The 26,602-nt window shown below is 66.0% G+C and carries 18 protein-coding genes; 7 read left to right on the forward strand and 11 right to left on the reverse strand.

Annotation, left to right across the window (positions count from 1 at the left end):
- Together FOY53_RS09715 and FOY53_RS09720 are read left to right on the forward strand one after the other, a co-directional pair.
- Complete coding sequence (locus FOY53_RS09715) at positions 1 to 702, forward strand: 4'-phosphopantetheinyl transferase family protein (RefSeq protein WP_146588228.1); 702 nt, start codon at positions 1 to 3, stop codon at positions 700 to 702.
- A 407-nt stretch (positions 703 to 1,109) separates the two neighbouring features.
- Positions 1,110 to 2,432: a GumC domain-containing protein gene (locus FOY53_RS09720; RefSeq protein ID WP_146588230.1), complete on the forward strand. Its 1,323-nt coding sequence runs from the start codon at positions 1,110 to 1,112 to the stop codon at positions 2,430 to 2,432.
- Between the two features lie 58 nt (positions 2,433 to 2,490).
- Here FOY53_RS09720 and FOY53_RS09725 read toward each other — a convergent pair whose 3' ends face one another.
- From FOY53_RS09725 to FOY53_RS09750, 6 genes are all read right to left on the reverse strand, one after another.
- Positions 2,491 to 4,020 (reverse strand): CpsD/CapB family tyrosine-protein kinase, encoded by a 1,530-nt coding sequence (locus tag FOY53_RS09725; protein WP_246107344.1) that lies wholly within the window; start codon positions 4,018 to 4,020, stop codon positions 2,491 to 2,493.
- A gap of 245 nt (positions 4,021 to 4,265) precedes the next feature.
- A complete protein-coding gene (locus tag FOY53_RS09730) occupies positions 4,266 to 6,374 on the reverse strand; it encodes an NAD-dependent epimerase/dehydratase family protein (protein ID WP_146588232.1) in 2,109 nt (702 codons plus the stop codon).
- Positions 6,375 to 6,385: 11 nt separating this feature from the next.
- Positions 6,386 to 7,351, reverse strand: coding sequence for a glycosyltransferase family 2 protein (locus FOY53_RS09735; protein ID WP_146588234.1), 966 nt, complete (start codon positions 7,349 to 7,351; stop codon positions 6,386 to 6,388).
- The gene (locus FOY53_RS09740; protein ID WP_146588236.1) at positions 7,348 to 8,598 is read right to left on the reverse strand and encodes a glycosyltransferase family 4 protein; all 1,251 of its coding nucleotides are present in this window, start codon (positions 8,596 to 8,598) and stop codon (positions 7,348 to 7,350) included. Before FOY53_RS09740 ends, FOY53_RS09735 begins: the two co-directional genes overlap by 4 nt.
- Positions 8,595 to 9,575 carry an NAD-dependent epimerase/dehydratase family protein gene (locus FOY53_RS09745; RefSeq protein ID WP_146588238.1) on the reverse strand — a complete coding sequence of 327 codons (981 nt, stop codon included), beginning with the start codon at positions 9,573 to 9,575 and terminating at the stop codon, positions 8,595 to 8,597. Before FOY53_RS09745 ends, FOY53_RS09740 begins: the two co-directional genes overlap by 4 nt.
- A complete protein-coding gene (locus FOY53_RS09750; RefSeq protein WP_146588240.1) occupies positions 9,563 to 10,693 on the reverse strand; it encodes a Gfo/Idh/MocA family protein in 1,131 nt (376 codons plus the stop codon). Before FOY53_RS09750 ends, FOY53_RS09745 begins: the two co-directional genes overlap by 13 nt.
- Positions 10,694 to 11,018: 325 nt before the next feature.
- Here FOY53_RS09750 and FOY53_RS09755 point away from each other — a divergent pair, with 325 nt between their 5' ends.
- Positions 11,019 to 11,783: a WecB/TagA/CpsF family glycosyltransferase gene (locus FOY53_RS09755; RefSeq protein ID WP_146588242.1), complete on the forward strand. Its 765-nt coding sequence runs from the start codon at positions 11,019 to 11,021 to the stop codon at positions 11,781 to 11,783.
- 45 nt (positions 11,784 to 11,828) lie between these two features.
- Here FOY53_RS09755 and FOY53_RS09760 read toward each other — a convergent pair whose 3' ends face one another.
- From FOY53_RS09760 to FOY53_RS09780, 5 genes are all read right to left on the reverse strand, one after another.
- On the reverse strand, positions 11,829 to 12,611 hold the full coding sequence (locus FOY53_RS09760) for an SDR family oxidoreductase (protein ID WP_146588244.1): 783 nt from the start codon (positions 12,609 to 12,611) through the stop codon (positions 11,829 to 11,831).
- Positions 12,608 to 14,173, reverse strand: coding sequence for a GMC oxidoreductase (locus tag FOY53_RS09765; RefSeq protein ID WP_146588246.1), 1,566 nt, complete (start codon positions 14,171 to 14,173; stop codon positions 12,608 to 12,610). Before FOY53_RS09765 ends, FOY53_RS09760 begins: the two co-directional genes overlap by 4 nt.
- Positions 14,170 to 16,200: an acyltransferase family protein gene (locus tag FOY53_RS09770; protein ID WP_146588248.1), complete on the reverse strand. Its 2,031-nt coding sequence runs from the start codon at positions 16,198 to 16,200 to the stop codon at positions 14,170 to 14,172. The genes FOY53_RS09765 and FOY53_RS09770 overlap by 4 nt, the downstream gene beginning before the upstream one ends.
- Positions 16,201 to 16,448: 248 nt before the next feature.
- Positions 16,449 to 17,729, reverse strand: a complete 1,281-nt coding sequence (locus FOY53_RS09775; RefSeq protein WP_146588250.1) for a glycosyltransferase family 4 protein — start codon at positions 17,727 to 17,729, stop codon at positions 16,449 to 16,451.
- Between the two features lie 6 nt (positions 17,730 to 17,735).
- Positions 17,736 to 19,127, reverse strand: coding sequence for a hypothetical protein (locus FOY53_RS09780; RefSeq protein ID WP_146588252.1), 1,392 nt, complete (start codon positions 19,125 to 19,127; stop codon positions 17,736 to 17,738).
- A 243-nt stretch (positions 19,128 to 19,370) separates the two neighbouring features.
- Here FOY53_RS09780 and FOY53_RS09785 point away from each other — a divergent pair, with 243 nt between their 5' ends.
- From FOY53_RS09785 to FOY53_RS09800, 4 genes are all read left to right on the forward strand, one after another.
- On the forward strand, positions 19,371 to 20,564 hold the full coding sequence (locus tag FOY53_RS09785) for a glycosyltransferase family 4 protein (RefSeq protein ID WP_146588254.1): 1,194 nt from the start codon (positions 19,371 to 19,373) through the stop codon (positions 20,562 to 20,564).
- 114 nt (positions 20,565 to 20,678) lie between these two features.
- Entirely contained in the window at positions 20,679 to 22,451 is a 1,773-nt protein-coding gene (xsc, locus tag FOY53_RS09790; RefSeq protein ID WP_146588256.1) for a sulfoacetaldehyde acetyltransferase, read from the forward strand.
- A gap of 4 nt (positions 22,452 to 22,455) precedes the next feature.
- Entirely contained in the window at positions 22,456 to 23,601 is a 1,146-nt protein-coding gene (locus FOY53_RS09795) for an acetate/propionate family kinase (protein WP_146588258.1), read from the forward strand.
- Positions 23,602 to 23,731: 130 nt separating this feature from the next.
- A complete protein-coding gene (locus tag FOY53_RS09800; RefSeq protein WP_146588260.1) occupies positions 23,732 to 26,587 on the forward strand; it encodes a molybdopterin oxidoreductase family protein in 2,856 nt (951 codons plus the stop codon).
- Positions 26,588 to 26,602: the final 15 nt, after the last annotated feature.

Below are 26,602 nucleotides of genomic sequence, written 5' to 3' on the forward strand. Positions count from 1 at the left end.
ATGCCGCTGGATGCTTTGCAGGCCTTGCTGGACGAAGCGCGGGGCGACATCCCGGCCTGGATCTCGATTGCCCTCGCCGACCCTGCCGAACCGCAGGCGCCGCTTTACCCGATCGAAGAGGCCGCCGTTGCCCGGGCGATTGTCACGCGGCGGTCGGAGTTCGCCGCCGGACGGCACGCCGCACGCCGCGCGATGTCCGACCTTGGCCACCCGCCAGAGCCGCTGCCGATGGGCGAAGACCGCGCACCTGTCTGGCCGGCCGGGCTGACCGGAAGCATCAGCCATATCTCTACGGCCTGCATCGCGATGAGCGCGCGGACCGACCAGGCCCGCGCAATCGGCGTCGATCTGGAAGTTTACCAGGATTTTCCGCCGGAAACCGTGCCCGAGGTCGCCAAACCCCGGGAAACCGCGCTGTTCGACGATCCGAAACTGATTGCCGTCCGCCGGATCTTTTCCGCCAAGGAGGCCGGCTACAAGGCGCAATATGCGCTCAGTCGCACCGTGTTCGGCTTTGACCGTCTGGCCCTGTGCCGTTCACCGCGCGGGGATCTGGCTCTGAAATTCACCAATGACGCACCGCCATTCCGCAAGGGTGACCTGCTGCGCCTGCGGCAGTGGGTTGGTCACGGCCTGATCCTGTCGCTGGTCACGCTTCCGGTGCTGCACAACGCGATTCCAAAGGTGTCCTTCTATCGCTAGAGTGCGACCCGGTCGGCGCCGCGCGCCGCTGTTGTGCCCCAATTTCCCGCCTGCGAATCGCTGCATCGCGTTCATGCATCACGCTGCTCGGCGCCGGTTTCCGGCACGGCCCGTGCACCGGTGACAGCCGTTCCGGACGTGTTTTCCCCGGTCCGCAGACAATCGCGCCATACACTGCCGATTGCAGCGACCTGCGCGTCCGATTGTGGCGCAAATGTGTTCCCGGTCCCGGTTCTGGAAATGAACTGTTTCCAGTAAGATGCCGGAAGGGTCATGGCAAAAATAAGGCAGGCGGACTACATTGTGTCATGAAAGAGGCGCGGTTGCGGCATCTCCCGGTCCAGACCCGGGAATATCGGAACCAGCCGCTTTCTGACGCATCGGGGGGCCTTTGCGGGAGCAAGTGAATGAACCAGTTTCAATCTTTGGGCGAGGTCCTGGCCGCGTTCCGCCGTCGCTTCTTGCTGATGCTCGTCATTGTGGCCCTTGGCTGTGTGCTGTCGCTGAAATTCGCGCTGTCGCAGGACAAGTTGTACGAAGCCGCTGCCGTCGTACAGATCGAAGAGTCGCGGATTCCCGACAGCCTGGCCGGCCCGGCGGCCCAGACCACGGGTTCCGCCCAGCGTGTGCGCCTGATCGAACAGCGTCTGATGGCCCGCGACAACCTCGTCCGCATCATGGAAGAGCACGACCTGTTCAACAAGGATCCCAGCCTTGGCATCAACGAACGGGTCTACCAGATGCGTCAGGCCGCGTCGGTGCAGGAAATCGTGAACGGCGCCCAGAGCTGGCAGCCTGGCGTGACGCCCACCGGTCTGATCATCAAGGTCCGTCTCGACGATGCGCAAAAGGCGGCGGATCTGGCGAATGAACTGATGTATTCGGTGGTAGAGCAGTCGCGCCAGCGCGGTGCCAACCGGGCACGCGACACCAACGACTTCTTCGCGCTCGAAGCCCGCCGCATCGAAGGCGACATCACCGCGATGGAAAGCCGGCTTGCGACGTTCAAGGAAGCCAACTCGGACAGTCTGCCGGCCGGCATCGCCATGCTGCGCGATCAGATGCGGACACTGCAAGAGGCTGACCTGAACCTCGACCAGGAAATCATCACCATCCAGAGCAATGCCGCGCGCCAGCGCGAAGAGGTGCTCGACCGCCAGATCGCATTGCTGCAGGAACAAAAGGCCCTGATCGCGCAGCGTCTGTCAGAGATGGACGCAACCATTGCGGCCGGCCCGGAGGTCGAACGCGAGCTGTCGACGATGGAACGCGAGCTGACCCGCCTGCGCGACCAGTATTCGGTGATCACACGGCGTCAGGCCGAAGCGGAGATGGGCCAGCTGCTTGAAGACCGCCAGCAGTCGGACCGGTTCGAGGTTCTCGAAACCGCGCTGGTGCCGGAATTCCCGGTGTCACGCAGCCGAAAGAAGACAGCGCTGATGGGGGCTGTGGCCAGCGTGCTCGTCGCCATCGCGGCTGGGTTCGTGGCCGAACTGCTGAACCCGGCGATCCGTACGGCGGCACAGATGGAGCGTATGCTGGGCATCCAGCCGGTTGTTTCCATCCCCTACGTGCAGAGCCGTCGCGAGCGGGGCCGCCTGCGCGCATTGTGGCTGACCGGAATTCTGGCACTCCTGGCCGGCCTTTATGCGGCTGTGAAATATGGAGCAAGTCTTGTTCCCCACCTCGGGATGTTCGACCGCTTTCTGCCGCGCAGCACACAGCTGTAATCCGCCCGCGCCGACAACCCGCGCAGGCGAAACGGTCCGATCAGGGTCTGGTCCGGTGTCAGTATTTGTATTTGCGCACTGTCGTGCCTTCGGCCTTGTTCAGGATCACCCCCAGCAGCGGCGTGGAGTCACCAAGGCGACGCTCGACTTCCTTGATCTCGGCCTTCGTGGTCAGACCTCCGCCCACAACCAGAAGCACGCCGTCATATTGGGCCCGGAACGCGATGACATCGTCGAAGTATAGCGCCGGCGGGAGGTCGAAGAGAACCACATCCGGCCGCAGCCTGGCTTCGGTCTCGCGGAGCGCGGCGGCCGTGCGCGGATCCTGCAGCAATTCTGACGCATAGGATTCCGTGGCGCCGTTGAAACCAAAGGCGATGGTGCGCCCGCCGTGGAAGCTATTGGCGCCAAGACGCTGGAAATGTCGCTCCGGCGTGATGTCGCCGCGCAGCAGGTCCCCCATCACGCCGGGATCCTTCACCCCGAAAACCTTGTGCAGACTTGGGTTTCGCAGATCCATATCGACCAGCAAGGTGCGGCAGTTCTCTTGCCGCGACAGGCTGATCGCGAGGTTCGCGGCGGTGAATGTCTTGCCGCAATCCTTGGTCGGCGAGGTGATCGCAACGCGGCGCCACCCATTGTCCGCCAGTGCCTGCAACAAGCGGGTGCGCAGCACGTCAAAGCTTGCATGCGCCGGATCGTGGCGGCTTGCCGTGATGATGCGGTTGCGGTCGAGCAGCCGTTCGTTGACCTGGAACTCGTCCATGCTGGCCCAGATGTCGTCTAGAGACGGTGCCGCTGTGACAGGCGCAGCCTGCCGTGCGCCCAGCGGAAGCGGGCGACGCGTGTGCGGTTTCGACTTCGGCTTGGCCTCGAGGGATCTTTCCGCTGCGGCCTTGTGTTCGGCCTCAAGGCGCCGGACCTGGTCCGAAGTCTGCTGTTGTGCGTGTTTCTCGGCCTCTCTCCGGGCCTGCGCCTCGGCCTCTGACGCCAACTCTGCCGCATGCCGGGCCTTCGCCTGCGCCTGCCGTTGCTGGTCCGCCACCAACTCGGCCTGTGCGCGGGCAGCTTGGCGGTCGGCCTCAATTTGAACCCGGGCCGCCGCCCGTTGCGCCTGGGCCTTTGCCTCTGCCTCGCGCTGGGCCTTTTCGCGGGCGGCACGTTCCTCGGCCTTGCGCTTTGCCTCTGCCGCTGCGGCAGCCTCGGCACGCTCGGCACGCTCGGCCTCGATGCGCTGGGCCTCGGCGCGACGCCGGGCTTCGGCCTCCGCCTCGCGCTGTGCCGTTTCGCGGGCGGCACGTTCCTCGGCCCTGCGCTTTGCCTCTGCCGCTGCGGTGGCCTCGGCACGCTCGGCCTCGATGCGCTGGGCCTCGGCGCGACGCCGGGCTTCGGCCTCTGCCTCGCGCTGTGCCTTTTCGCGGGCGGCAAGTTCTTCGGCCTTGCGCTTTGCCTCTGCCGCGGCCTCGGTGCGCTCGGCCTCGGCACGGATTGCGGAAGACTCGGAGTCGGGTGCGGCGGTCGTCGGACCGGCACTCTCGTCGTAGGGTCGCCGTTTGCGACGGAATTTGCGGCGTTCGATCATGGTCATGCTTCCGTGCTCCGGGTGCGCAGGGGGACCGACGTGCGCGCCGGACACACGCCCCGGACCCGTTGAGGCACTGGGCCATCCCTCTGCATCAGTTCGTTCATATCACGATCGCCTTGAACATGCGCCGTCTTGGGACGGTCCTGTTTCCTGCTCTGCCGACCGAGTTACAGCAGAGAACTTGGGCAGGAATAAGTCGCTGCCGGGGGGATTGTTGACAGAACGACCCCAAACCATCGCCCAAACCCTCAGTAGCCGAAGAGATTGGCGCGCGTGATCGCCTTGTCAATGAAGGCGGCGCGGTCACTTTCCGGCTGCCAGCCCAAAAGTGCCTTGGGGTGGGCATTCACGAAGGGCGAAAAATGCGCGCGGCTCTTCCAGTCGGCAAGCGACGGGCGCACTTCGCCGCTTCGGCGCAGCACCCGGGTCTTGAGCAGATACTTGACCGCGTCCGACGCATAAAAGGCATGAAGGTTGCCGGAACTCACCCGCAGCTTTGCGCCCAGCGTCTGGTGGATGGCGTCGAAGTAATCCCGCGCCGACAGCATCGGTTCGCCGATCAGGTTGAAACTCTGACCCAGTGCGGCGTCGGGTTCGATCATCCGCACCAACCCGTCGGCCACGTCGTCAATCAGGACGAAGGGCAGGATATTGGTCCCGCGGCCCCAGATCCGCACCGCCCCGGCGCCATGCCAGCGCCCGATTCCCCAGTGTTGCAGCGGCCCGCCGGCCCCGACGACGATGCCCGGGCGGGCGATCACCAGAGGCAGGTCGCCTTTGCGGTGCATTTCGGTCAGTTGCCGTTCGCATTCGGCCTTGGAGCGGGCGTAAAGGTTGCGGTCGCGCATGTCGTCGGGAAACCCGGTGGTCTCGGTGATGCTGCGGGCCGGGTCGGACATGTCGTAGCTGGCAATCGTGCCGGTGTAGATCAGGCGCCGTACCCCTGCCGCCTGCGCCGCCTCGGCGATGCCAACCGCGACGCCGACGTCATTTTTCAGCGCGCCGTCCCAGGTCTTGTCCATGGATTTGGCGAGGTTGAACACCACGTCGATGCCCTGCATTGCCCGGCGCAGTGCGTCGCCGTCGTAAAGCGACACGCCCAGGGTTTCGACGCTGTCGGGCAAATCGGGAAAGGGACCGCTGCGCCCGCGGCTCAGCACCCGCACGTCGCGGCCCTCGGCCACCAGTCGCCGGGTCAGCGCGCGACCGATAAAGCCGGTGCCGCCGATCACCATCGCCGTCGGTTTCGGCTGCCGGGTCTGTACTGCCGGTGCGGCGACGCTCAGCGCGTCCTGCGGGGCCAGCGCCAGCGCGTCGTCCAGTGCCTGCATCACCGTCACGGCCCGGCTGCCCGAGAAACGCGGGTCTGCCTCCTGCCCGTTGCGCAGCGGGGCATAGACACCGCTGTTCATGCCGCGAAAGCTCAGGCCGTAGGGCGATTTCGTGTTCAGGGACAGGGCCTGCACCCGGGCGTTGCGCAGCCCCTCGCGCAAATGCTGCCAGCTGTGGTCCAGCTGCCGCCGCAGCGGATTCACCACCAGGTCCGAGGCGTTCTCGCGGTCCAGGATCAGCGTGTCACTGGCATAGTCCAGCCGCGCCCGCGCGGTCGAGCCGCGCACCGTGACCGAGCGGTCATCCATCGTCTCGACCAGCGACAGGGTGAACACCAGATCCACAGCGCCCGCCCGTGCCAGGATGCGCCAGCCCTGCGGCCGCAGGTCGTTTCCCGGCAAGGCGACGGGTTTGGAAAACTCGACCCGGGTGATTTCGGGCGGCCCGAACAGATCGACGGCAAAGCCCATGAGGTGCGGACCCAGTTCCAGCAGCAGGTTTTTGGGTTCGCGCAGCAGCCACAGTCCGAACGGCCCCGATCGCAGCGGCGCCAGCGGGAAACACCAGTTGATTTCCGCCCCCGAGATCCGGCCCAGCTCGCCGCTGGCGATTTTCTCTTTCAGCCGCAGATAGGACGGCATGCCCAGAAAGTTGTGCCCGGCGTGAAACCGCTTGCCCGCCGCCTGTGCGGCGGCTTCGATCTCGCGGGTCTGTCCGGCGCTTTCGGCCACAGGCTTTTCGACCAATACGTGCAGCCCGCCCGCCAGGCACCGGAGCGCCAGTCCGTGGTGCAGGTGTGGCGGGGTCAGGATATGCACCGCATCGCAGACCCCGGCGGCCACAAGATCCTCGACCGAACCGAATGCCTGCGCGCCACAGGCCTCGGCCAGCCCCTGCGCCGCCCCGGTCGAGACATCGCAGACGGCGGTCAAGGTCACGCCCGGAGTCGCCTTCAGCGCATCGGCATGCCAGGTCGCGATATAGCCGGCGCCGATCAGGCCGACGCGTATGGTGTCACTGGACATGATGTCCCCTCTTATTTGTATTCGATGATGCGCATCGGCGCACGGGCCAGACGGCGCAGGTGAAACCGCGCCATGCCCAGCAGATTGGGAAATTTCGACAGCACCAGCAGTACGCCCAGCTTCAGTGCGTCGCCCGGCGGCACGCCGTCACGGCGCAGCCCCTGTACCGAGCGGACATAGTTCAGCTCGTACAGCCCCAGCACCAGCAGTGGCAGCCACCAGACCAGCACACCGGACAACAGGACGGCCAGTGGCAGGGCAAAGCCATAGAACAGTACGCGGCGGCGTTCCGTGACAAAATACTCGGGATGCAGATAGCCGACCTGGGCAAAGCCGTGGCCGGTGCGCACCGCGCGCTGCCACCACTGCCCAAAGCTCTGCATGTCGGCATCATGCCGGGTCATCGCCAGCGGCAGCCGTTCCAGCCGCCAGCCCGCCTTGCGCAGACGGGTGCAGAATTCATCGTCTTCGGCGGCGATCACCGTGGGGTCGAACCCGCCCACCTGCCGGAACGCTGCGGTGCGCACCAGCATGTCGCCGCCACAGGCCAGGATCTCGCCTGCCGGGCGGTGCCATTCCCAGTCGCAGATGCGGTTGTAGGGGGTCGCCCCCGGGTTGATCTCGCTTCGCCAGCCGGTGACCATGCCGACCTGCGGATGTGCCTCGAGATGCGCGCGCCCGGCGTGGATCCAGCCCGGTTCCAGCACGCAATCGCCGTCGATGAACTGCACCAGATCGGGACTGTCGCCTTCGAGCGCCGCGAAACCGGCGTTGCGCGCCCGCGCGGCGGTAAAGGGCTGCGACAGGTCGAGCAGCACCACCTCGGCCCCGGCGGCCCGGGCGGCATCGACGCTGCCATCCCCGGACCCTGAATCCACGTAAATCATCCGCCGGGCCTGACCCTGCACCGCGCCAAGCGCCGCAACCAGCCGGGCGCCCTCGTTCCGTCCGATCAGAACCACGTCGACCGTGCTCATGGCGCTGCCCGCACGGGGCGTTTGCCCGGTGGCTTGCGCCCGGCCGCAGCGGCGCGGAACAGCTCCGACAGCCAGGCTGCCTCGGTTTCGGAATCATAGTCCGTGGCGACCCGCGCCCGGCCCATCTGCCCCATGCGTCGGCGCAGGTCCGCGTCACCCAGCACCCGGAGCAGTGCGTCGCGCAGCGCGGCAGCATCGCCGGGCGCCACCAGCAGGCCGCTTTCACCGTCGCGCACCAGTTCCGGCACCCCGGCGATGCGGGTGGTGACCACCGTCACTTCGGCGGCCATCGCCTCCATCAGCACCACCGGCACCCCTTCGGCAAAGCTGGGCAGCACAAAGATGTCGGTGCTGCGCAGGGCTTCGGTCACTTCCGCCTGCGACCTGTATCCCAGAAATGCGGTCCGCTCCGCCACCCCAAGTGCCTGTGCATGCTGTTCCAGTGCCGCCCGCTCGGGTCCGTCGCCGATCAGGGTCAGCCGCAGGTCGGGACAGGCCGCCGTCAGCCCGGCCAGGGCTTCGAGCAGCACCGGCACGCCCTTGACCCCGGCCAGCCGCCCGACAAACAGCAGCCGGGTGCCGTCGCGGGCACCGGCGCCATAGCGGGCGGGGGACACGGCGCAATGCACCACGGCGAACCGGTCCCAGTGCGCGGGGGCGGCAAAACACATCAGCTGGGCACGGGCAAAGTCGCTGATGCAGGCGACAAAGCTGGCCCGCGCCGCCTTTTCATCGATGCGCCAGTGGTGCGGTTCGAAAAAGATGTCCGGCCCGTGGATGGTAAAGGAATAGCGGATGCCCGACAGTGCACCGGCCAGCATCGCCACGGTGCAGGAGGCCTTGGCGATGTGGTTGTGCAGATGGTCTATGCCCTGTCGCGCGAGTTCGTCGGCCAGCACCCCGGCTTCGGCGAAATAGATCAGCTGATAGACCCGTCCGCGCAGCCCCCTGGGGGCGGTGCGCCAGGCCAGCGCCAGCGCGCGGAAATACCGCCCGGGATCGCGCAGCCAGCGGCCATGTGCCCGCAGGGCCCGTCGCGCGTCCTTCAGCGCCTCGAGCACATGAAAGGTGCCGGCCTGCTCGCTGCGTTGTTCCGGGCCGACCAGATGTTCCGGCCCGGTGCGGCGGATCGAACAGGTCAGCACCTCGTGCCCAAGAGCGCGCAGGCAGGCCACCTCGCGCTGGATGAAGGTGTCCGAGGCGCGCGGATACTCGCCGGTCAGGTAGGCGATCTTTGGCAGGTTCATCGCTCGCCCTCGGCAATTGCCTTGGCGAAAAGAACCTCGAAGGACCGTGCCTGTCGCCCGCCCAGGGTCCGGCGCATCCGGCGGTTCGAGTATTCCAGCGGCATCATCCGCGCCCGCAGCACCGGTTCGCGCAACAGACCCGGCAGCCGGTCCGCCATTGGCGCCAGCGCCCGTGCGACGGGAACCAGCAGTTTCCAGGGCAGGGGGATCATCCGCCGTGGCCAGCCCGAGCGGCGCATTGCCATCAGGAACCGGGAGCGGTCGGGCAGATCGTCGTCCAGAATGTTCAGCGCCTGCACGCCGCCCGGATCGGTGTTCGCGCCCAGAACCAGTGCCCAGCCGACCCGGTTCACATGCACCACCGGAACAGCACCGCTGGTGCCGATTCTCACCAGCAGCGGCCCGAGCCCGACGCCAAGATGCGCATTCCACAACCGGTCGGGCCCGAAGACCGCGCCGGGCCGCATCAGCCAGAGGCCAAAGCCGTCCTGCGCCGCCGCCGCCCGGCACAGATCCTCCTGCGCCAGCTTGCCCGCGACATAGGCGTCGCGCGGGGTGGTCTCGGGCGGGCAGTCCTCGGTCAGGGTCGCGCCGGGCGCCAGCGTCATGGTGTCATAGACCGCGATCGAGCTGACCAGCACCAGCCGCCGCACCTTGCTGCCCTTCATCGCGGCCAGCACCGCGCTGGTGCCGCCCACGGAATCGGCGGTGTGTGCGGCGGCGTCGCCGCCCAGGTGCGCTGCGGCATGGACCACCGCGTCGACGCCGGTCATGGCGTCCCGCAGGATGGTGACGGCATCGGGCGCCGAAAGATCGCAGCGCAGTACGGTGATCCCGCTGTCCCGCGCCCAGATCCGGGGGGGCGAAGACCGGACCACGGCGACCACCGGCAGGCCTTTTTCCCGCGCTTCGCGCACCGTGGCCTGGCCGATGAACCCGGCCGCCCCGGTGATCAGAATCCGGTTCATTTCGCCCATGGCATCGGCTCCATCGGATCGCAGCGGGTGGTCATGGCCTGTGCCCCGGCATGGTCTCCGGCGTTCTGGATCGCCAGGGTCACTTCTGTCAGGTGCAGCGCCATGTCGTTGGACAGCCGACAGGGGCGACCCTCTGACTGTGCGTCCAGCATTTCGGCCGGTCCCAGCATGAAATTCATCGCCGCCGCGCCCCAGCGTCCGACTTTGGGATGGGTTGGTCCCTTCAGCCGCAGCCGACGCGGAAAGGGGTGTTCCAGCAGCCGTCGCCGCAGGGTCAGCCGCCGGGCAAAGCGCACCCTTGCCGCATTGTCCCAGGCCGCATCGACGCTGAGCACGCCTGCGTCGCCGGTGATGCGGATCTGGTGATTGTGCGGCGCGACGATCGAGCAGGTCAGGCGCGTCACCGGGCCGTTTTCAAAAAACAGTGTCGCGACGGAAAAGTCGGGCGCCATCACGCCTTCGGCGGCGTCACACTTGCGCGGCACCACTTCGGCCGAGGCAGCAACAACGGTGCGGACCGATCCGAACCAGGCGATCAGCCACCCGAGGTAGTATCCCGCATGTTCCAGCGTGCAGCCGACCCGGAATTCATCGACATAGGGCCAGGGCGCCCCGGTTTCCGACAGCCATTTGCGGTAGGCCGCCTGCGGGATGAACCCGTCGTCGAGTTCGGCATAGACCAGTCGCGGCGTGCCGGCGATCCCGTGGCGCAATGCATGGCCCAATGTCTGCGCGGCTTCGCCCAGAACCGAGCAGGGGGCGGAGGCAAGCATCAGCCCGCGGTCCGCCGCCAGGGCGTGCAACGCGCGTGCCTGCCCCAGGTCCATGGCCAGCGGCTTTTCCGAATAGACCGACAGGCCGGCCATCAGACAGGCGCGGTTGATGGCGTAATGCGCCGCCGGGTTGGTCAGGTTCAACACAATGCCGTCACGCGGCTGGTCCGCCAGCACGGCGTCCAGACTGGCCTTGGCAGGAAGTTTCCAGTGGCGGCAGAAGGTCGCGAGCCGCGCGCTGTCCTGGTCGTAGACACCACAGACCCTGATCCCCGGCATCACCGCCAGCGAGCGCATGTAGAGATCCGCGACAAAGCCGCAGCCGATCAGGGATATCTGCTTCATGCGCGCGTCCGGGTCCGATGCGGGCGACACCGGTGCACGGTGCAGGGACGGGCCCGCGGGCCCGGGTTCCTGCGGTACAAAGGGATGCCATGAATGTTCGTCATCCTGCCTCGGTTTCTCAGAATCGCGCGCTCCTGCAAGGCCTGTTTTAGACGCAAAAACGTGGCGCGAATTTGTCAGAACATTAGAAACACCTTGGTTTCTGGCCGATCCGGTAGACAATGCAAGACTGTTGCCGGGGATCGTACACAGTTTCGCGCGCAATAACGCATTTCGCTTCTGTGCGCGGGCATCTTTGCGGTAGAAATGTGGCAAGAGAGGGACCATGGATCTTTTTATCAAATCTCAGCGCATCCACATCAACGTGCCCAGCTGGGCCGCTCTTGAGGAACGCGTGGCCGACAGGCTCGCCCGCCGCGAAGGCTTTGCCCTTGCCACCATCAACCTCGATCATCTGGTCAAGCTGCGCACCTCGGACACGTTCCGCGCCGCCTATGCCCGCCACGATCTCGTTGTTGCGGACGGCAATCCGATCGTCTGGATGTCCGAACTGGCCGGCAAGCCGGTCGAGCTGATACCCGGTTCCGACGCGATCCTGCCGCTGGCGCGGATTGCGGCCCGTCAGGGGGTCTCACTGGCGTTGGTCGGCAGCACCGAAGAGTCGCTCTCCGCCTCGTCCGACTATCTGACGGACAAGGTGCCGGGACTGAAGATCGCCGTGCGGGTGTCGCCGCCCTTCGGGTTTGACCCGCAGGGCGCCGCGGCCCGCGATGTGCTGCGCCAGGTCGAGGAGTCGGGCGCCGGTCTGTGCTTTATCGCCCTGGGTGCCCCCAAGCAGGAAATGCTGGCGGCGCTGGGCCGCGAGATCACGCCGGGCGTCGGCTATGCCTCGATCGGCGCCGGTCTCGATTTCTTTGCCGGAACACAGGCGCGGGCGCCGCTCTGGGCGCGGCAGCTGGCCATGGAATGGCTCTGGCGGGCCCTGTCCAGCCCGCGTCGGCTCGGGCCGCGTTACCTGCGCTGCATGGCGATCCTGCCGCGGGAAATGGCCAATGCGCTGATGCAGCGGCTGTCGGCAAGACACACCTGACCCCGGGCACTGCCGTCACGATGCCGCCCCGGGGCGGTGTGCGGCTTATTCCTCGGGGCGCAGCAGCCGCGGCCTTGGCCCGGCACGCAGCAGGACCAGATCGCGCAGGCGTCCTTTCAGGCCCCGGGGCGGCAGGATTTCGCGGTCCTGTTCGAACACGGCGCCGTTCAGTCCGGCCTCGCAGCGCAGCCCCAGTTCGACGCCCCAGCGCGCGGCCAGCGCCGGGTCCAGCCCGTCGCTGATGCCCATGCGGGTGCGCAGCATTCCGGGCATCCAGTCGCCGATCACGATGCCGGGAAACCTGTCACCCAGATCCGCCACCAACGCCCGGGTCAGAACCCGTGCCGCGCCCTTGGACACCGCATAGGCGGATGAGGTCGGCAGCGGTGCAATATCCGCAAATGTCGCGACATTGACGATGCGCCCGCGCCCGCGTTCGACCATGCCCGCCAGCGCGGCGTGTGAACAGGCGACCATCCCGCCGAGATTGCTTTCGACCGTCGCCATAAAGCTTTCCGGCGTCTCGGCGAGAAAGTCCCGGCGCGGATAGACGGCCGCATTGTTGAACAGCAGCGCCACCGGGCCGTGCGCCTCGGCAATCTGCGCAAAGGTGCTGCGCACCTGGCCGGATCTGCCCACATCCAGTGCCATCGGGTGAAACCGCCGCTTCCGGGTCAGCGCCTGGGTTTCCTCGAGCGCGGCGCTGCGCCGTCCCAGACCCACCACGTCAAAGCCCAGCGCCACCAGCCGCAGCGCCAGGGCGCGCCCCAGACCCGAGCCTGCGCCGGTGACAACCGCCACGCCATCGTCCGGGGTCAGTCTGCTCATCGTCCCTCTTCCAGTATCACGTCGGCCACCCGCAGTGCGTTGGCGGCGATGGTCAGGCTTGGGTTCACACCCATCGAAGTTGGCATGAAAGAGGCGTCAACGACAAAAAGATTGTCGATCTCATGGCTGCGGCAGTCGCGGTCGAGCACCGAAGTGCGCGGATCCTGCCCAAAGCGCAGCGTCCCGCAGGGGTGGCCATAGTTCAGCTCGGGCCCAACCCCGAGGAACGCCGTCCGGCTGCCCCGGAACGCCCGTTTGATCGCCCGGCGGAAGGCGCGGCGCCGCCGCAGAAGTTCGGGGTGGAAATCATAGGCAAAGCTCAGCCGGTCGGGGTGATCGCGGTCCCAGGTGACGCGGTTGTCGCGATAGGGCAGGTCCTCCATCAGGCCGACAAAGATCTTGGCCTGACCAAAGAACCGGGCGGCCATGGCTGCCGGAATGCGCGTCAACGGGCGCAGCGCCCGGACCCGGCGCAGGGCGGACCGTTCGAGCATGTTGTTGAGATAGAACACGATCTCTCCATAGGCGGCGTCGATACCCATCGCCTGTACCGTGCCGAACCTCTGTCCTTTCTGGTGATAGAGGTCACGCAGCGAAATCGCCTTGGACGGACCGCCCGCCGGAGTGCCGCGTTTCGGCCAGATGGCCAGCATCTCGTTCAGGTGGAACATCAGGTTCCGCCCCACCATGCCGCTGCCATTGCCGGCGCCTTCGGGCCAGACCTCGGTGGCCGACGCCAGCAGCAGGCGCGGCGAATTCAGCGCACCGGCAGCGAGGACATAGCGGTGCGCACGAAAGGTCAGGACCTTGCCGTCGTGGACGGCCTCGACCCCGTCGATCTGATGCCCGGCCCCGAGCAGGCGGCGGACTTCGCAGTTGTCCAGCAGGGTTGCGCCCGCAGCCAGCGCCGGTTCCACCCCGGCAGAGCGGCCGTCCATCTTGCAGGGCAACGGGCATTTGCGCCCGAGACAGCTTTGGCAACCGGGCAGCCGTTCGATGGCGGCATGCAGGTGATAGGGATGCAGCCCGCCGGTCTGAAACGCCATGAACAGCGACCGGTCGGCGGGCGACATCTCGGGCGGTGCCCGCAATGGCCCGGGCGGCTCTGCGGACAGGGGATCGGGCGTGCCCGACAGGCGGTAGAGCAACGCCGCGCGATCGTACCAGGGCAACATGGCGTCATAGCCCACCGGCCAGCCTCCGGTCGGGTGCGGGCGCGGTTCGGAGGTATCCAGATCGTGCCGCTCGGGGCGCTCCAGCGTCGCGGCGTAGAACACGGACGACCCGCCGACGCCCGATCCCAGCGGGGCGTAGAACGACGCCTCACGTCCATTGATCGTCGCATGCACCGGGTCGGGCCAGTAGCCGCGCGCCAACCGGGCTTCGGGGACAAAGATCGCATCGCTCAGACCCTGGGCTTCGGTCCGGTAGCCTGTGGGGCCCTTTTCCAGAAACAGCACCCTCTGCCCGGCCTCTGCCAATGCCCGGCCCAGTGTGCCGCCGCCGATCCCGGTGCCGATGACGATCACGTCCCACCTGGTCTCGGTCAGCGGATGGCTCATGTGTCCCCCCTCGGGCCGAAGACAGGCCGAAACAGGTCGCTGAGGGCCCTTGAGCCCGCGTTGGTCAGGTGATTGTTGTCAAAGTAGAACCCGGAGCCGCCGTGCACCGCCGAACAGAGGTCGTCGGAACAGAGCGGCCCCCAGGTGTCGATCCAGCGGATCTTGCCTTCGTCAGCCAGTGCGCGGAACGGGGCTTCGGCGACCGCCACCCGCGACTCGACCTCGGCGCGCGCGACCGTAGGGACCGTCACCACCGGAGCGGCCAGCGGCCAGCCGGTGTGAGCCGCCTCGCGCGCGGCCAGCCGGGAATCGTATCCGGGGATTTCGGGCACCTGGCGCAGCACGTCCACTTCGTCAAAATGCTGGTGCAGATGTGCGACCGTATTGCGCAGGGCCCGGGCCAACAACTCGCTTTGCGTCAGGTCAAGGTTCAGCGGGCCGGTCGTCGGGTACAGGGCGATCCTGTTCGCCGCGTCCAGTCCGACACCTCTGCCGGTGGCATAATAGCTCCAGCGCGCGATCAGCAGCACGCGGCGCAGTTCGTCCATCCGCCCAAACGCCTGCTTGATCTGCAGATTGGCCTGGGTGCAGGCGGTGTCCTGAGCCAGGGTGGCAGCGTTTTCGACCTTGCGCAGGTCAAAAACCGGCGGGCAGCCTGCGTGCCAAAGGATGAGGCCGGGGGTCCCGGCCTGCCAGGCCGCCTGATCCAGACCTTCCTTGAAGGCCCGCACATGGCTGTCCCCCCAGACCAGAACCTGCGGTGCGCCCTCGGGGCCGATCGGGCAAACTTCGAGTCCGCTGAGCGGGCCCTTGTCGGCCACACGGCAGCGGCTCCAGTCCTGCAGAAAGTCCCCGGCGGCAGTGATCTGCACCCGCGCCTCGGGCCGGAACCGCCCGGGCAGGCCGTCGCGCAGATAAACCAGCGATCCCAGTGCCAGCAGCACAGCGGAAGCCAGCGCCGCCGTGCCAAGCACACTGACCCCCGACAACCGCGACGCCTGGCGCACAGGCTGTTCGACATAGCGCCAGGACAGATAGGCCAGCCCGACTGAGAGGGCCATCCAGACGGCCGGTTCCACCGGGTTGGCATACTGTCCGCGCAGGTACAGCGACAGCACCAGCACCGGCCAGTGCCACAGGTAGAGCGAATACGAAATCAGCCCGAAGAACACGGGCACGGGGTGTCGCAGCCAACGGTTGACGGCACTGGGCGCGCTCAGGTTGGCAAGGATCAGCAGCGTCCCCGCCACCGGCAGCAGCGCCTGCACTCCGGGAAACCCGGGTCCGGGCTGGATCGCGACCACGGCGGCAAAGACAAACAACAGCCCCAGCCAGGACATTGGGACAGACCGCAGTGCGGGACGTTCGCGTCGCTGCATCCAGATCGCCAGCACCACACCCGACAACAGCTCCCATGCCCGGAACGGGAACAGGTAAAAGGCGGCAACCGGCATCGTGTCGCTGAACAGCGCCGATGCGGCAAAGGAAGCGGCGCAGACGGCGGTCAGAACCGGCAGTAGCAGGGCGCCGTGGCGCGCCAGCAACAGGATGACCAGCGGCAGAAAGACATAGAACTGCTCTTCGACCGACAGCGACCAGGTGTGGAGCAACGGTTTCTGATCCGAGGCGGAGTCGAAATATCCCGCGCCGCGGTAAAAGTAGACGTTGGACAGGTAGACAACCGAGGCGATCAGGGTCTTGCCGTATTCGCGGAACTCGAAGGGCAACATCAGCGCCCAGCCCACCAGCGTTGTCACCAGCGCCATCACAAAGAAGGCGGGCGCGAGCCGCCGGAACCGGCGGATGTAGAAACGCCACAGGTTCAGCGTGCCGCGATCCCAGTATTCCCGCCACAGGATGCCGCCGATCAGATATCCCGAAATGACAAAGAAGATGTCGACGCCGACAAAGCCGCCGTCGAGTATCGGCAGCCCGAAGTGATACAGCACGACCGCCAGAACCGCGACAGCGCGCAACCCGTCAATTTCGGGGTGATAGGGCAGGGGGCTGGGGGCGGGCCTTTGCATCTCAGGCCGTCGCTCGGGCGCACTCTGGGGGCAATACACTGGTCACTGATCTTCCATTTCGCAACGATGCGCCACTCGCCCCCGGGTTTTGCGCAGTGCGTTCTTTAAGAATAACAGACGCTTTGCTGTCAAGCGCCCAAAGGTCAGGAACCCGCGTGACGACCGTACAAAGGCACATACCACACAGTTGCAGCGCAATTGTGACGCGCCAGGGCCGCTGCCGCGGCTGCCAGAGGGTCGGGGCGATGTCAGAAAAAGTCTGGCCTGGGCCCGCGGTCCAGCACCCAGTCGTACACCCGGGCCACCTGAGCGGCCTTGCGCGACCACAGGAAATGGCTTTGTACCCGTGCCCGGGCGGCAGCGGCCACCGGCTGGATGGCTGCGGGATTGCTGGCCAGGCCGGTCAGTTCGGCCTGGAACCCCCGGACGATGTCGGCCCGGCTGCCGCAGGCAACCTTGTAGCCGGTGCCCGGCACCACCAGTTCGCCGGGACCGGCGTAGTCCACGATCAGCGGCGCCACCCCCAGTGCCATCGCTTCGAGCACGACGCCGCCGCCAAATTCGCGGATCGACGGAAACGCCAGCAAATGGCACGAGGCCATCACATTCTGCACCGACTCGTGCGGCATCCAGCCGTGAAAGGTGACCGCCGCGCCGTAGCGCTCTGCCTGCCGACGCAGCGCGGGCATCATCGGGCCGTCGCCGATGATATCGAGCGTCATGCGTTCCTGTGCCAGCAGAAGCCCGGCGGCCTCCAGCAGCATGTCCGCCCCCTTGTAGGGCACCAGCCTGCCGACAAAGCAGGCGCGCAGCGGCCCGGTTGCAGGTCTTGCCACCTGCGAGAACCGCAGGGGATCAATGCCGTTCTCGGGCAGGTAGATCACCTTGTCCGCATGCTGTCCGGGGACTTCGCCGGCGGTGTGGCGCGACCCTGCCAGAATGGCCGAGGCATGGCGCAGAGTGGCGTCGCGGCCGGGCAGGGCCTTGTAGGCGCCGCGCAGATAGCTCAGCCATTCGCGTTCGCGCCGCCGCTCGGCGTCAAAGCCCGGCGGCCAGGGCACGCCGCCATTCAGCGGTCCGAGAACAAACGGCACCCCGGCGCGGGCGCATTTGCCCGCCAGCGGTGACGATATCGTCGGGCTCAACGGGGTCACCCGGTGCACGATGTCCCAGGCGCCGCCCTGGATCTTGGCGCCGAAGTGACGCCAGACCAGATGTTCGAACCACGGATAGCTCAGCGCGTTGATTGCCTGGACCATGGTCCAGCCCTTGCCCTCGCCCATCCGCAGCTTTTCCGCGATCTTCCACATCGGTCGCGCCAAGGCTTCGGAATCGATGGCGGTGAAATCCTGACCTTCGATCCAGCCTGCCCGCAGGAATGCGTCGCGATTGCGCACCTGCGTGACCACATGCACATCCGCGACGTCGCGCAGCGCCCGGGCCATCGACCAGCCGACCAGCGGGACGCTGACCCATTCCGGATTGGCGGCTTCGGCGATCACAAGCACCTTGGGGCGGGCGTCAGGCATCGGATCTCACAGGATTGACTGCCATTTCAGCGCATCGGTATCGGCCTGCTTCAGCCGCTGGGACTTGAGCACTTCGGCATAGCCGGTCAATGCCCCGACCACCAGCCAGGTCAGCGGCGTCAGGGTCGCATTCGGCAGCATGTCGAAGATGTTGACCGCCAGGATCAGCGACAGCGGCGCGATGAACGGTGAGACGACGTCTTCTCGCATCGCCACCGCTTCGCGCCACAACAACAGCAGCGGCAGCAGAAGCAGCCCGAACTCGGCCAGATAGCCGACCCAGCCATAGATCCCGATCAGGATGATCCAGCGCCCGTCGGTCACCGTCAGGATGTTGCCCGTGTTGGGGTCGAGGATATGGTTGCGCCCCCAGCTGCCCCAGCCGAACACCGGCTTGAGATAGGCGCGTTCCAGCAGCGTGTTTTCGTTGTCGAAACGGAACTCCAGCGACGCCGCCCTTTCGGGATCGATCGCCGCAGCCTGCGCCAGAAGCTTGTCCTGCGGCACCAGATCGGCGCCCTTGAGGACGGGATAGGCCACCGCCAGCGCCCCGATCAGGATCGCCACGCGAATCTGCATCACCGTGCCCAGAAGCACGACGCAGGGCACCAGCGCCACCGCAAAGATCAGGGCCCCCAGCGACTTGGCCAGGACCAGCACCACCGAAAGATAGGCTGCCGCCAGCAGCAGGGAAATGTTGTGCGACTTGTCGTTGCGCCACAGCGCAAAGGCGCTGACCGCCGCCGTCATGGCAAAGAATGCGACCCACAGCCCGTGATACAGAAACACCACCGGTCGGAAGCCGCCCGCGCGGATCGATTGGCCAAAGAAGTGTTGGTAGTAGCCGTAAATCCAGTTGTTGAGCTGCGGTGACAGCCTGATTTCGATCAGCATGGGAACCGAATAGACCAGTCCGCCGATCATCAGCGCCAGCATCAGATCCTTTTGCGCGCCGCCATTCGCCAGATGCTGCCGCGCCAGCAGAAACGGCAGGATCAGCAGGAACTGCTGCAACGCCAGAGCGACGGCATCCTTGGGGCCCAGCCCGGGCAGACCGATATTGCCGTAAAACACCGGTTCGCCATTGGTGGCCACAGTCAGCATTGGCGAAAAGACAAAGATCAGCACCAGCGCGCGGCCCACCAGCGTCTGCGGCAGCAGCGAGGCGGGTCGGCCATAAATCCACAGCGACACGAGAAAGGCCGTCAGCGCCGGAATGTTGTGCTTGTTCAACGGCGGCAGCAGCGGCAGGTCGAACACCGCCGGGCTTTCGGGCAGGAACAGATAAGCCCCCAGCAGCGACGCGATCAGAGCCCGCTGTGCCGACAGGCGGTTGAACAGAGCAACCGTCACCAGTGGCCAGAGCGCCAGCATGAGAAAAGCAAAGGGGTTTGGCATCCCGACGCAGAAAACCTTTTGTCCACCACGCTCCGCAGGCCCCCCAAGACCCCGGATCGCTGTGTCCACCCTATCCGGCATTGCCGCATATGTCCCGGGTTTCTTGGAAACATGCGTTCAGGGGCATTATATGATGACATTATAGCCGCGTTCGGACCGGACCGGTCTGTCCGTGCCACGCTTCTGCCCGATTGTGATGCCACACGTCCGGCCCAGCGATGTGTTGCCAGTTGAAGGGTGCCCATGACAAAAGCCGACCGCCTGCGCATCGCCTATCTGTGTGACATCACTCCGCTGAACCGCAACCTCTATTCAGGCGGCAACGCGCGGTTGTACGATGCGCTGCAGAAACATGTCGGCGATGTCTCGATATTGTCGAACAGCTGGCACAGTGCCGAACCGGTCCGCCGTCTGATGCATGCCCTGCCCGAAGCGATCAACATCCGGGCCCGCTGGCGCACGCATCTGGCGCTGGCCCGGCTGATTTCGCGCGGGGTGCAGCGCGAACTGGCGCAGGGGCGCTATGACGTGCTGTTCTGTGCCTACTCGATCCAGTCGATGTTCCGGGTCGAACCGCCTTATCCGATCCTCAAGGTCTTTACCTCGGATGCCACCCAGACCACGTACCGCAATTCCGAAATCGGTTCGTTCCACAAATCCGCGATCCGCGCGTCGCGCCTTCTGGACCCGATGATTCAGGGCGCGGAAAAACACGTGTTGCGCAACACCGACCTGCAGCTCTGGCCCTCGACCTGGCTGAAATCCGCGGCGGACAAGCTGTACGGGCTGGGCGACACGACGTCCAAACATGTGCCCTGGGGCGCCAACCTTGCCACCCCCGCGCCACGAATCACGCCGACGCCCATTGCGCGCAACGCACCGCTGCGGCTGATCCTGATCGGCCGCAACTGGTGGGCCAAGGGCGGGCCGGTCGCGTTCGAGACGATGAAGGCGCTGCGCGCCCGCAACATTGATGCCCGGCTGACTGTGATCGGCTGCCAGCCGCCCGATTTTCATCTGAACGAATTCGTCACTGTGCACCGACAGCTCGACAAGGGGGTTCCGGACCAGCTCGCCCTGTTCGAAAAAACCCTCGACCGCGCCCATTTCATGGTGATGCCGTCGTATGAATCCTACGGGTTCGCCTTTTGCGAGGCCTCGGCCTATGGCGTTCCGTCGCTGTGCCTGCGGGTGGGCGGCGTGCCGATCCGGGACGGCATCAATGGCCATGCCCTGCCGGTAACTGCCACGGTGGAAGATTTTGCCCGCCGCATCGAATTCTACCTCGACAACCCCGATGCCTACTGGGCCATCAGTCAAAGCACCCGCCAGGAGTTCGAGACCTCGCTGAACTGGGATGCCTGGGGCAAGCGCACCGCCACCCTGATTCACGAGGCGCGCGCCGCCCGTGGCCTGCCGTCTGCGGACGCCGCCTGAACTGGTCTTAAGCTGGCATCGACACTGGCCCTATCCGCCGCCCTGCTGCCCGACTACCCTGCGATCCAATGCGCCGCCATTTCGCGCCGCCCGCCGCTTATGGGGACACCGAGCATGAAAATGACCACCGAAGAAGCCTTCGTCAAAACGCTCCAGCGCCACGGCATCGAACATGCCTTTGGCATCATCGGATCGGCCTTCATGCCGATTTCGGACCTGTTCCCGCGGGCCGGCATCCAGTTCTGGGACTGCGCCCACGAAGGGTCCGGCGGGATGATGGCCGACGGCTACACCCGCGCCTCGGGCAAGATGTCGATGATGATCGCCCAGAACGGCCCCGGCATCACCAACTTCGTCACTGCCGTGAAAACCGCCTACTGGAACCACACGCCGCTGCTGCTGGTGACGCCGCAGGCCGCGAACAAGACCATCGGCATGGGCGGGTTTCAGGAGGTCGAGCAGATGAAGCTGTTCGAGGACATGGTGGCCTATCAGGAAGAGGTGCGCGACCCGTCCCGTGTCGCCGAGGTGCTGAACCGGGTGATCCTTCAGGCGAAACGGGCTTCGGCCCCGGCGCAGATCAACATGCCGCGCGACTACTGGACCCAGGTGATCGACATCGAGATCCCCGAAGTGGTGGAATTCGAGCGCCCGTCCGGTGGCGATGCCGCCATCGCCAGGGCGGCCGACCTGCTCTCCAAGGCCAGGTTCCCGGTGATCCTCAACGGCGCGGGCGTGGTGCTGGCCGGTGCGATCCCCGCAACCATCAAGCTGGCGGAAAAGCTCGCCGCGCCGGTCTGTGTCGGCTATCAGCACAACGACGCCTTCCCCGGCGGCCATCCGCAATTTGCCGGTCCGCTGGGCTATAACGGGTCCAAGGCGGGCATGGAGCTCATCGCCAAGGCCGACGTCGTGCTCTGTCTCGGCACCCGGCTCAACCCGTTTTCGACCCTGCCGGGCTATGGCATCGACTACTGGCCCAAGGATGCCGCGATCATTCAGGTCGATCTGAACCCCGACCGCATCGGCCTCACCAAGAAGGTCAGCGTCGGCATCGTCGGCGATGCGAAGAAGGTGGCCGAGGCGCTGCTCTCGCGGATCGAGGATCCGGCGGATGACGCGAAACGCGACCGTCTCGACCTGATCGGCAAGACCAGGTCGCAATGGGCGCAGCAGCTTTCGAGCATGGATCACGAGGACGACGATCCCGGCACCACCTGGAACCAGCGGGCCCGCGACGACAAGCCCGACTGGATGAGCCCCCGCATGGCCTGGCGCGCCATTCAATCGGCGCTCCCGCGCGAGGCGATCATCAGTTCGGACATCGGCAACAACTGCGCCATCGGCAATGCCTACCCCAGCTTTGACGAGGGCCGCAAATACCTTGCGCCGGGTCTGTTCGGCCCCTGCGGCTATGGCCTGCCCGCCATCGTCGGCGCCAAGATCGGCTGCCCGGACGTGCCGGTGGTCGGCTTTGCCGGCGACGGCGCCTTCGGCATCGCGGTGACGGAACTCACCGCCATTGGCCGGTCGGAATGGCCCGCGATCACCATGGTGGTGTTCCGCAACTACCAGTGGGGTGCGGAAAAGCGCAACTCGACCCTGTGGTACGATGACAACTTTGTCGGCACCGAACTGGACGACGGGGTGAGCTATGCCGGAATCGCCCAAGCCTGTGGGCTGAAGGGGGTGCAGGCCAAGACCATGGAGGGGCTGAAACAGGCGCTCGCCACCGCGATCACCGATCAGATGCAGCACGGCAAGACCACGCTCATCGAGGCGCTGATCAATCAGGAGCTGGGCGAGCCGTTCCGCCGCGACGCGATGAAGAAGCCGGTCTCGGTGGCCGGTATCTCGGCGTCGGACATGCGCCCGCAGACCGTATGAACCGGTGAGCCGCAGGGCCGTCCTTGTGCTCAACGCCGGGTCGTCGTCGATCAAGGCGGCCGTGTTCGATGGCACGCTGACCGAACGGCTTGGCGCCATGGCCGACGGCATCGGGGCACCGGGACAGGGCAATCTGCGCTGTGGGTCGACGCGGGCCGTGCGCGACCTGCCGGACCATGCCGCCGCCCTGGGCGCGCTGCTCGAGGCACTGGCCGGTCAGGGCTATGCGCTGTCCGATTTTGCCGCTGCCGGGCACCGGGTGGTGCATGGCGGTGCAGCGTTGACCGCGCCGGCGGTCGTCACTGCAACGGTGATGGCGCAGATCCGCGCCTACATCCCGCTGGCGCCGCTGCACAATCCGCACCATCTGGCCGGCATCGAGGCACTGTCGCTCCGCGCACCGGCACTGGTGCAATGCGCCAGTTTCGACACGGCGTTCCATGCCACCAATCCCGAGGTGGCACAGCGCTATGCGCTGCCCGCCGCCTTTGCGGCACAGGGCCTGCGCCGGTACGGATTTCACGGGCTCAGCTATGCGGCGCTGTGCGAGGCATTGCCGGCCCTCAGCGGGGCGCCTTTGCCGCGTCGGCTGCTGGCCTGTCACCTGGGCAACGGCGCCAGCCTCTGTGCCATACGCGGCGGTCGGTCGGTGGCCACCACAATGGGGTATTCGCCGCTCGAGGGGCTGACCATGGGCACGCGGGTCGGCACGCTTGACGCCAACGCGGTTCTGGATCTGGCTGCGCGCGACGGTATCGAAGCCACCCGCCGCCTGCTGAACTTTGACAGCGGATTGCGTGGGTTGTCGGGCGGCACGGCGGACATGCGGGCGCTGCTGGCGGACCCGTCACCCGAGGCGCGGTTCGCGGTCGAGCACTTTGTCTACTGGATCCTGCGCCACGCCGGTTCGATGATCGCGGCGATGGAAGGCGTAGACGCCATCGCCTTCACCGGGGGAATCGGTGAACATGCCGCCGCCCTGCGCCAGCGGATCCTCGAGGGTCTGCACTGGACCGGGGTCCGCCCTGCGGATGGCGCCACCGGCCCGGCACTGCATCAGCCGGAGTCTGCCGTCAGCGCCTGGTGCGTCCCCGCCGCCGAAGAACGCCAGATCGCCGCCGATACCCTGACATTGCTGAATGCCGGATGAGCGAACACATGTCCTCCCGCATCCCGAAATCCGGAACAGGTGTACGCCATGAGGCTGGTTCAGTAGAAAATTCTGGTCCCGTCGATCGCGATCCCCTAGCGTCCCGGAACAGGCATCACGAAGGTAAGGCATGGCCCTGAAGCAGCCCCGCATCGACACATCACCCAAGGTCTCGGACGAGGTCCGCAAGACCACGTGTTACATGTGCGCCTGCCGCTGCGGCATTGATGTGCACCTCAAGCAGGGGGTCGATGGCAAGAAACATGTCGCCTACATCGAAGGCAACCGCGATCACCCGGTGAACAAGGGCGTGCTCTGCGCCAAGGGCTCTGCCGGCATCATGCAGCACAACGCGCCCTCGCGGCTGCGCGCGCCGCTGCGGCGGACCGGCCCGCGCGGATCCGGCGAATTCGAAGAGATCACCTGGGACGAAGCGCTGGAAACCGCGGTGAGCTGGCTGAAACCGCTGCGCGAATCCGCGCCGGAAAAGCTGGCCTTCTTTACCGGGCGCGACCAGTCACAAAGCTTTACCAGCTTCTGGGCGCAGAACTTTGGCACCCCCAATTATGCCGCACACGGCGGGTTCTGCTCGGTCAACATGGCAACCGCCGGAATCTACACCATGGGCGGCGCGTTCTGGGAATTCGGTCAGGCCGACTGGGAATATACCAAGCTGTTCATGTTGTTCGGCGTGGCCGAGGATCACGATTCCAACCCGATCAAGATGGGCCTGGGCCGACTCAAGGCACGGGGCGCCAAGATCATCGGCGTGAACCCGATCCGCACCGGCTATAACGCCATTGCCGATGAATGGGTCGGCATCACGCCAGGCACCGACGGGCTTTTCATCCTGTCGCTGATTCACGAGTTGCTGAAGGCCGGCCAGATCGACCTGGACTACCTGTCGCGGTACACCAATGCTCCGGTGCTGCTGAACGGCGACGCCAAATCGCCGGATTATGGCCTGTTCCTACGGGACGCGGCGGGCAAGCCGCAGGTCATCGACCGCACGACCGGCAAACTGGCGCCGTTCGACCAGAAAGGTGTGCGCCCCGACCTTGCGGCCAAACACCGCCATGCAGGCATCACCCACCGTCCGGTGATGCACCTGCTAGCCGAACGCTATCTCGACAACAAATACAGCCCCGAAGCAGTGGAAACCCGTTGCGGCATTCCCGCCGCCCGCATTCGCCGCATCGCCGCCGAGCTGGCCCAGACGGCGTTCGGCGAGCCGGTGATCCTGGACCGCCCCTGGACTGACTTTCGCGGCGAGCGGCACCAACAGATGGTGGGCCGCCCGGTCAGCTTTCACGCCATGCGCGGGGTATCGGCCCACTCCAACGGATTCCAGACCGCCCGGGCCCTGCACGTTCTCCAGATCCTGCTGGGCAGCGTCGAAACCCCCGGCGGGTTCCGCTTCAAACCGCCTTATCCCAAACCCCCCGAGGCGCACCCGACGCCGCATTGCCATGCGAAGCCGAATTGCCCGCTGGACGGTCCGCACCTTGGCTTCGTGCGCGGACCCGAGGATCTGGCCCTGCTTGAAGACGGCAGCCCGGCGCGCATCGACAAGGCGTTTACCTGGGATAACCCGATGTCCGCGCATGGCCTGATGCACATGGTCATCTCCAACGCGCACGCGGGCGACCCGTACCGGATCGACACGCTGTTTCTTTACATGGCGAACATGGCCTGGAATTCCTCGATGAACACGCGCGGCGTGATCGAGATGCTCACCGATACCGACGCGGACGGGAGCTACAGGATTCCCAACATCATCTATTCCGACGCGTATTCCTCGGAAATGGTGGCCTATGCCGACCTCATCCTGCCCGACACCACCTATCTTGAGCGGCACGACTGCATCTCGCTCCTCGATCGCCCGATCTCCGAGCCCGATGCCGCGGCTGATGCCATTCGCTGGCCGGTGGTGGAACCGGACCGCCCCGGTCATGTTGGGGTGCGCGCCTTTCAGTCGGTGCTCTGCGACCTGGGCCATCGTCTCGGCCTGCCCGGCTTTGTCAGGGACGACGGATCGGCAAAATATGCGGATTACGCCGATTACATCACCAATCACATGCGCAAGCCCGGAATCGGCCCGCTGACCGGCTTTCGCATGGGGCCGAGCGGTCTGACACACGGACGCGGCGAGCCGAACGATGCCCAGATCGACAGCTACATCGGCAACGGCGGGTTTTTCGTCGCGCATGTTCCGCAAGAGGCAAGCTATTTCAAACCCTGGAATTCCGCGTATCAGGACTGGGCGGTGTCCATGGGATTTTACGACAGCCCGCAACCCTATCTGTTTCAGATTTATGTTGAACCGCTGCGCAAATTTCAGCTCGCTGCCGAAGGGCACGGGGCACGGCAGCCGCCCGAGCACCTGCGTGGCCGCATCGCCCACACCTTCAATCCCCTGCCGATATGGTATCCGCCACTGTCGGACGGGCACGAGGATCCGGTCGAGTACCCCATCCATGCTCTGACCCAGCGACCCATGGCCATGTATCATTCGTGGGGGTCGCAGAATGCCTGGTTGCGGCAACTGCACGGTCACAACCCGTTGTACCTGCCCACCAACCTGATGAAACAGCACCGGCTGCGGGATGGCGACTGGGTGCGCGTCATTTCGAGTCACGGCGCGATCACCGTGCCCTGCGCACATATGGCTGCGCTCAATGAAAACACGGTCTGGACCTGGAATGCGATCGGCAAGCGCAAGGGCGCCTGGGCGCTTGACAGGGATGCGCCCGAAGCGACCAGAGGTTTCCTGTTGAACCATCTGATTCACGAACTGCTGCCCCCGAAAGGCGATGGGCTGCGCTGGGCCAACTCGGATCCGATCACGGGTCAGGCCGCCTGGTTCGACCTGCGGGTTCGGATCGAGAAATCCGCCCCTCCGGAGGAATCCCAGCCGGTCTTTGCAGCACAGGTCTCGCCCGTGCCCCCGGCCGCCCGCGGCCTCCGCTGGAAAGTCGGCCAATGACGGCGCGCCAAAACT

This window comes from Puniceibacterium confluentis, from assembly GCF_007923445.1.
GTDB lineage: Bacteria > Pseudomonadota > Alphaproteobacteria > Rhodobacterales > Rhodobacteraceae > Puniceibacterium > Puniceibacterium confluentis.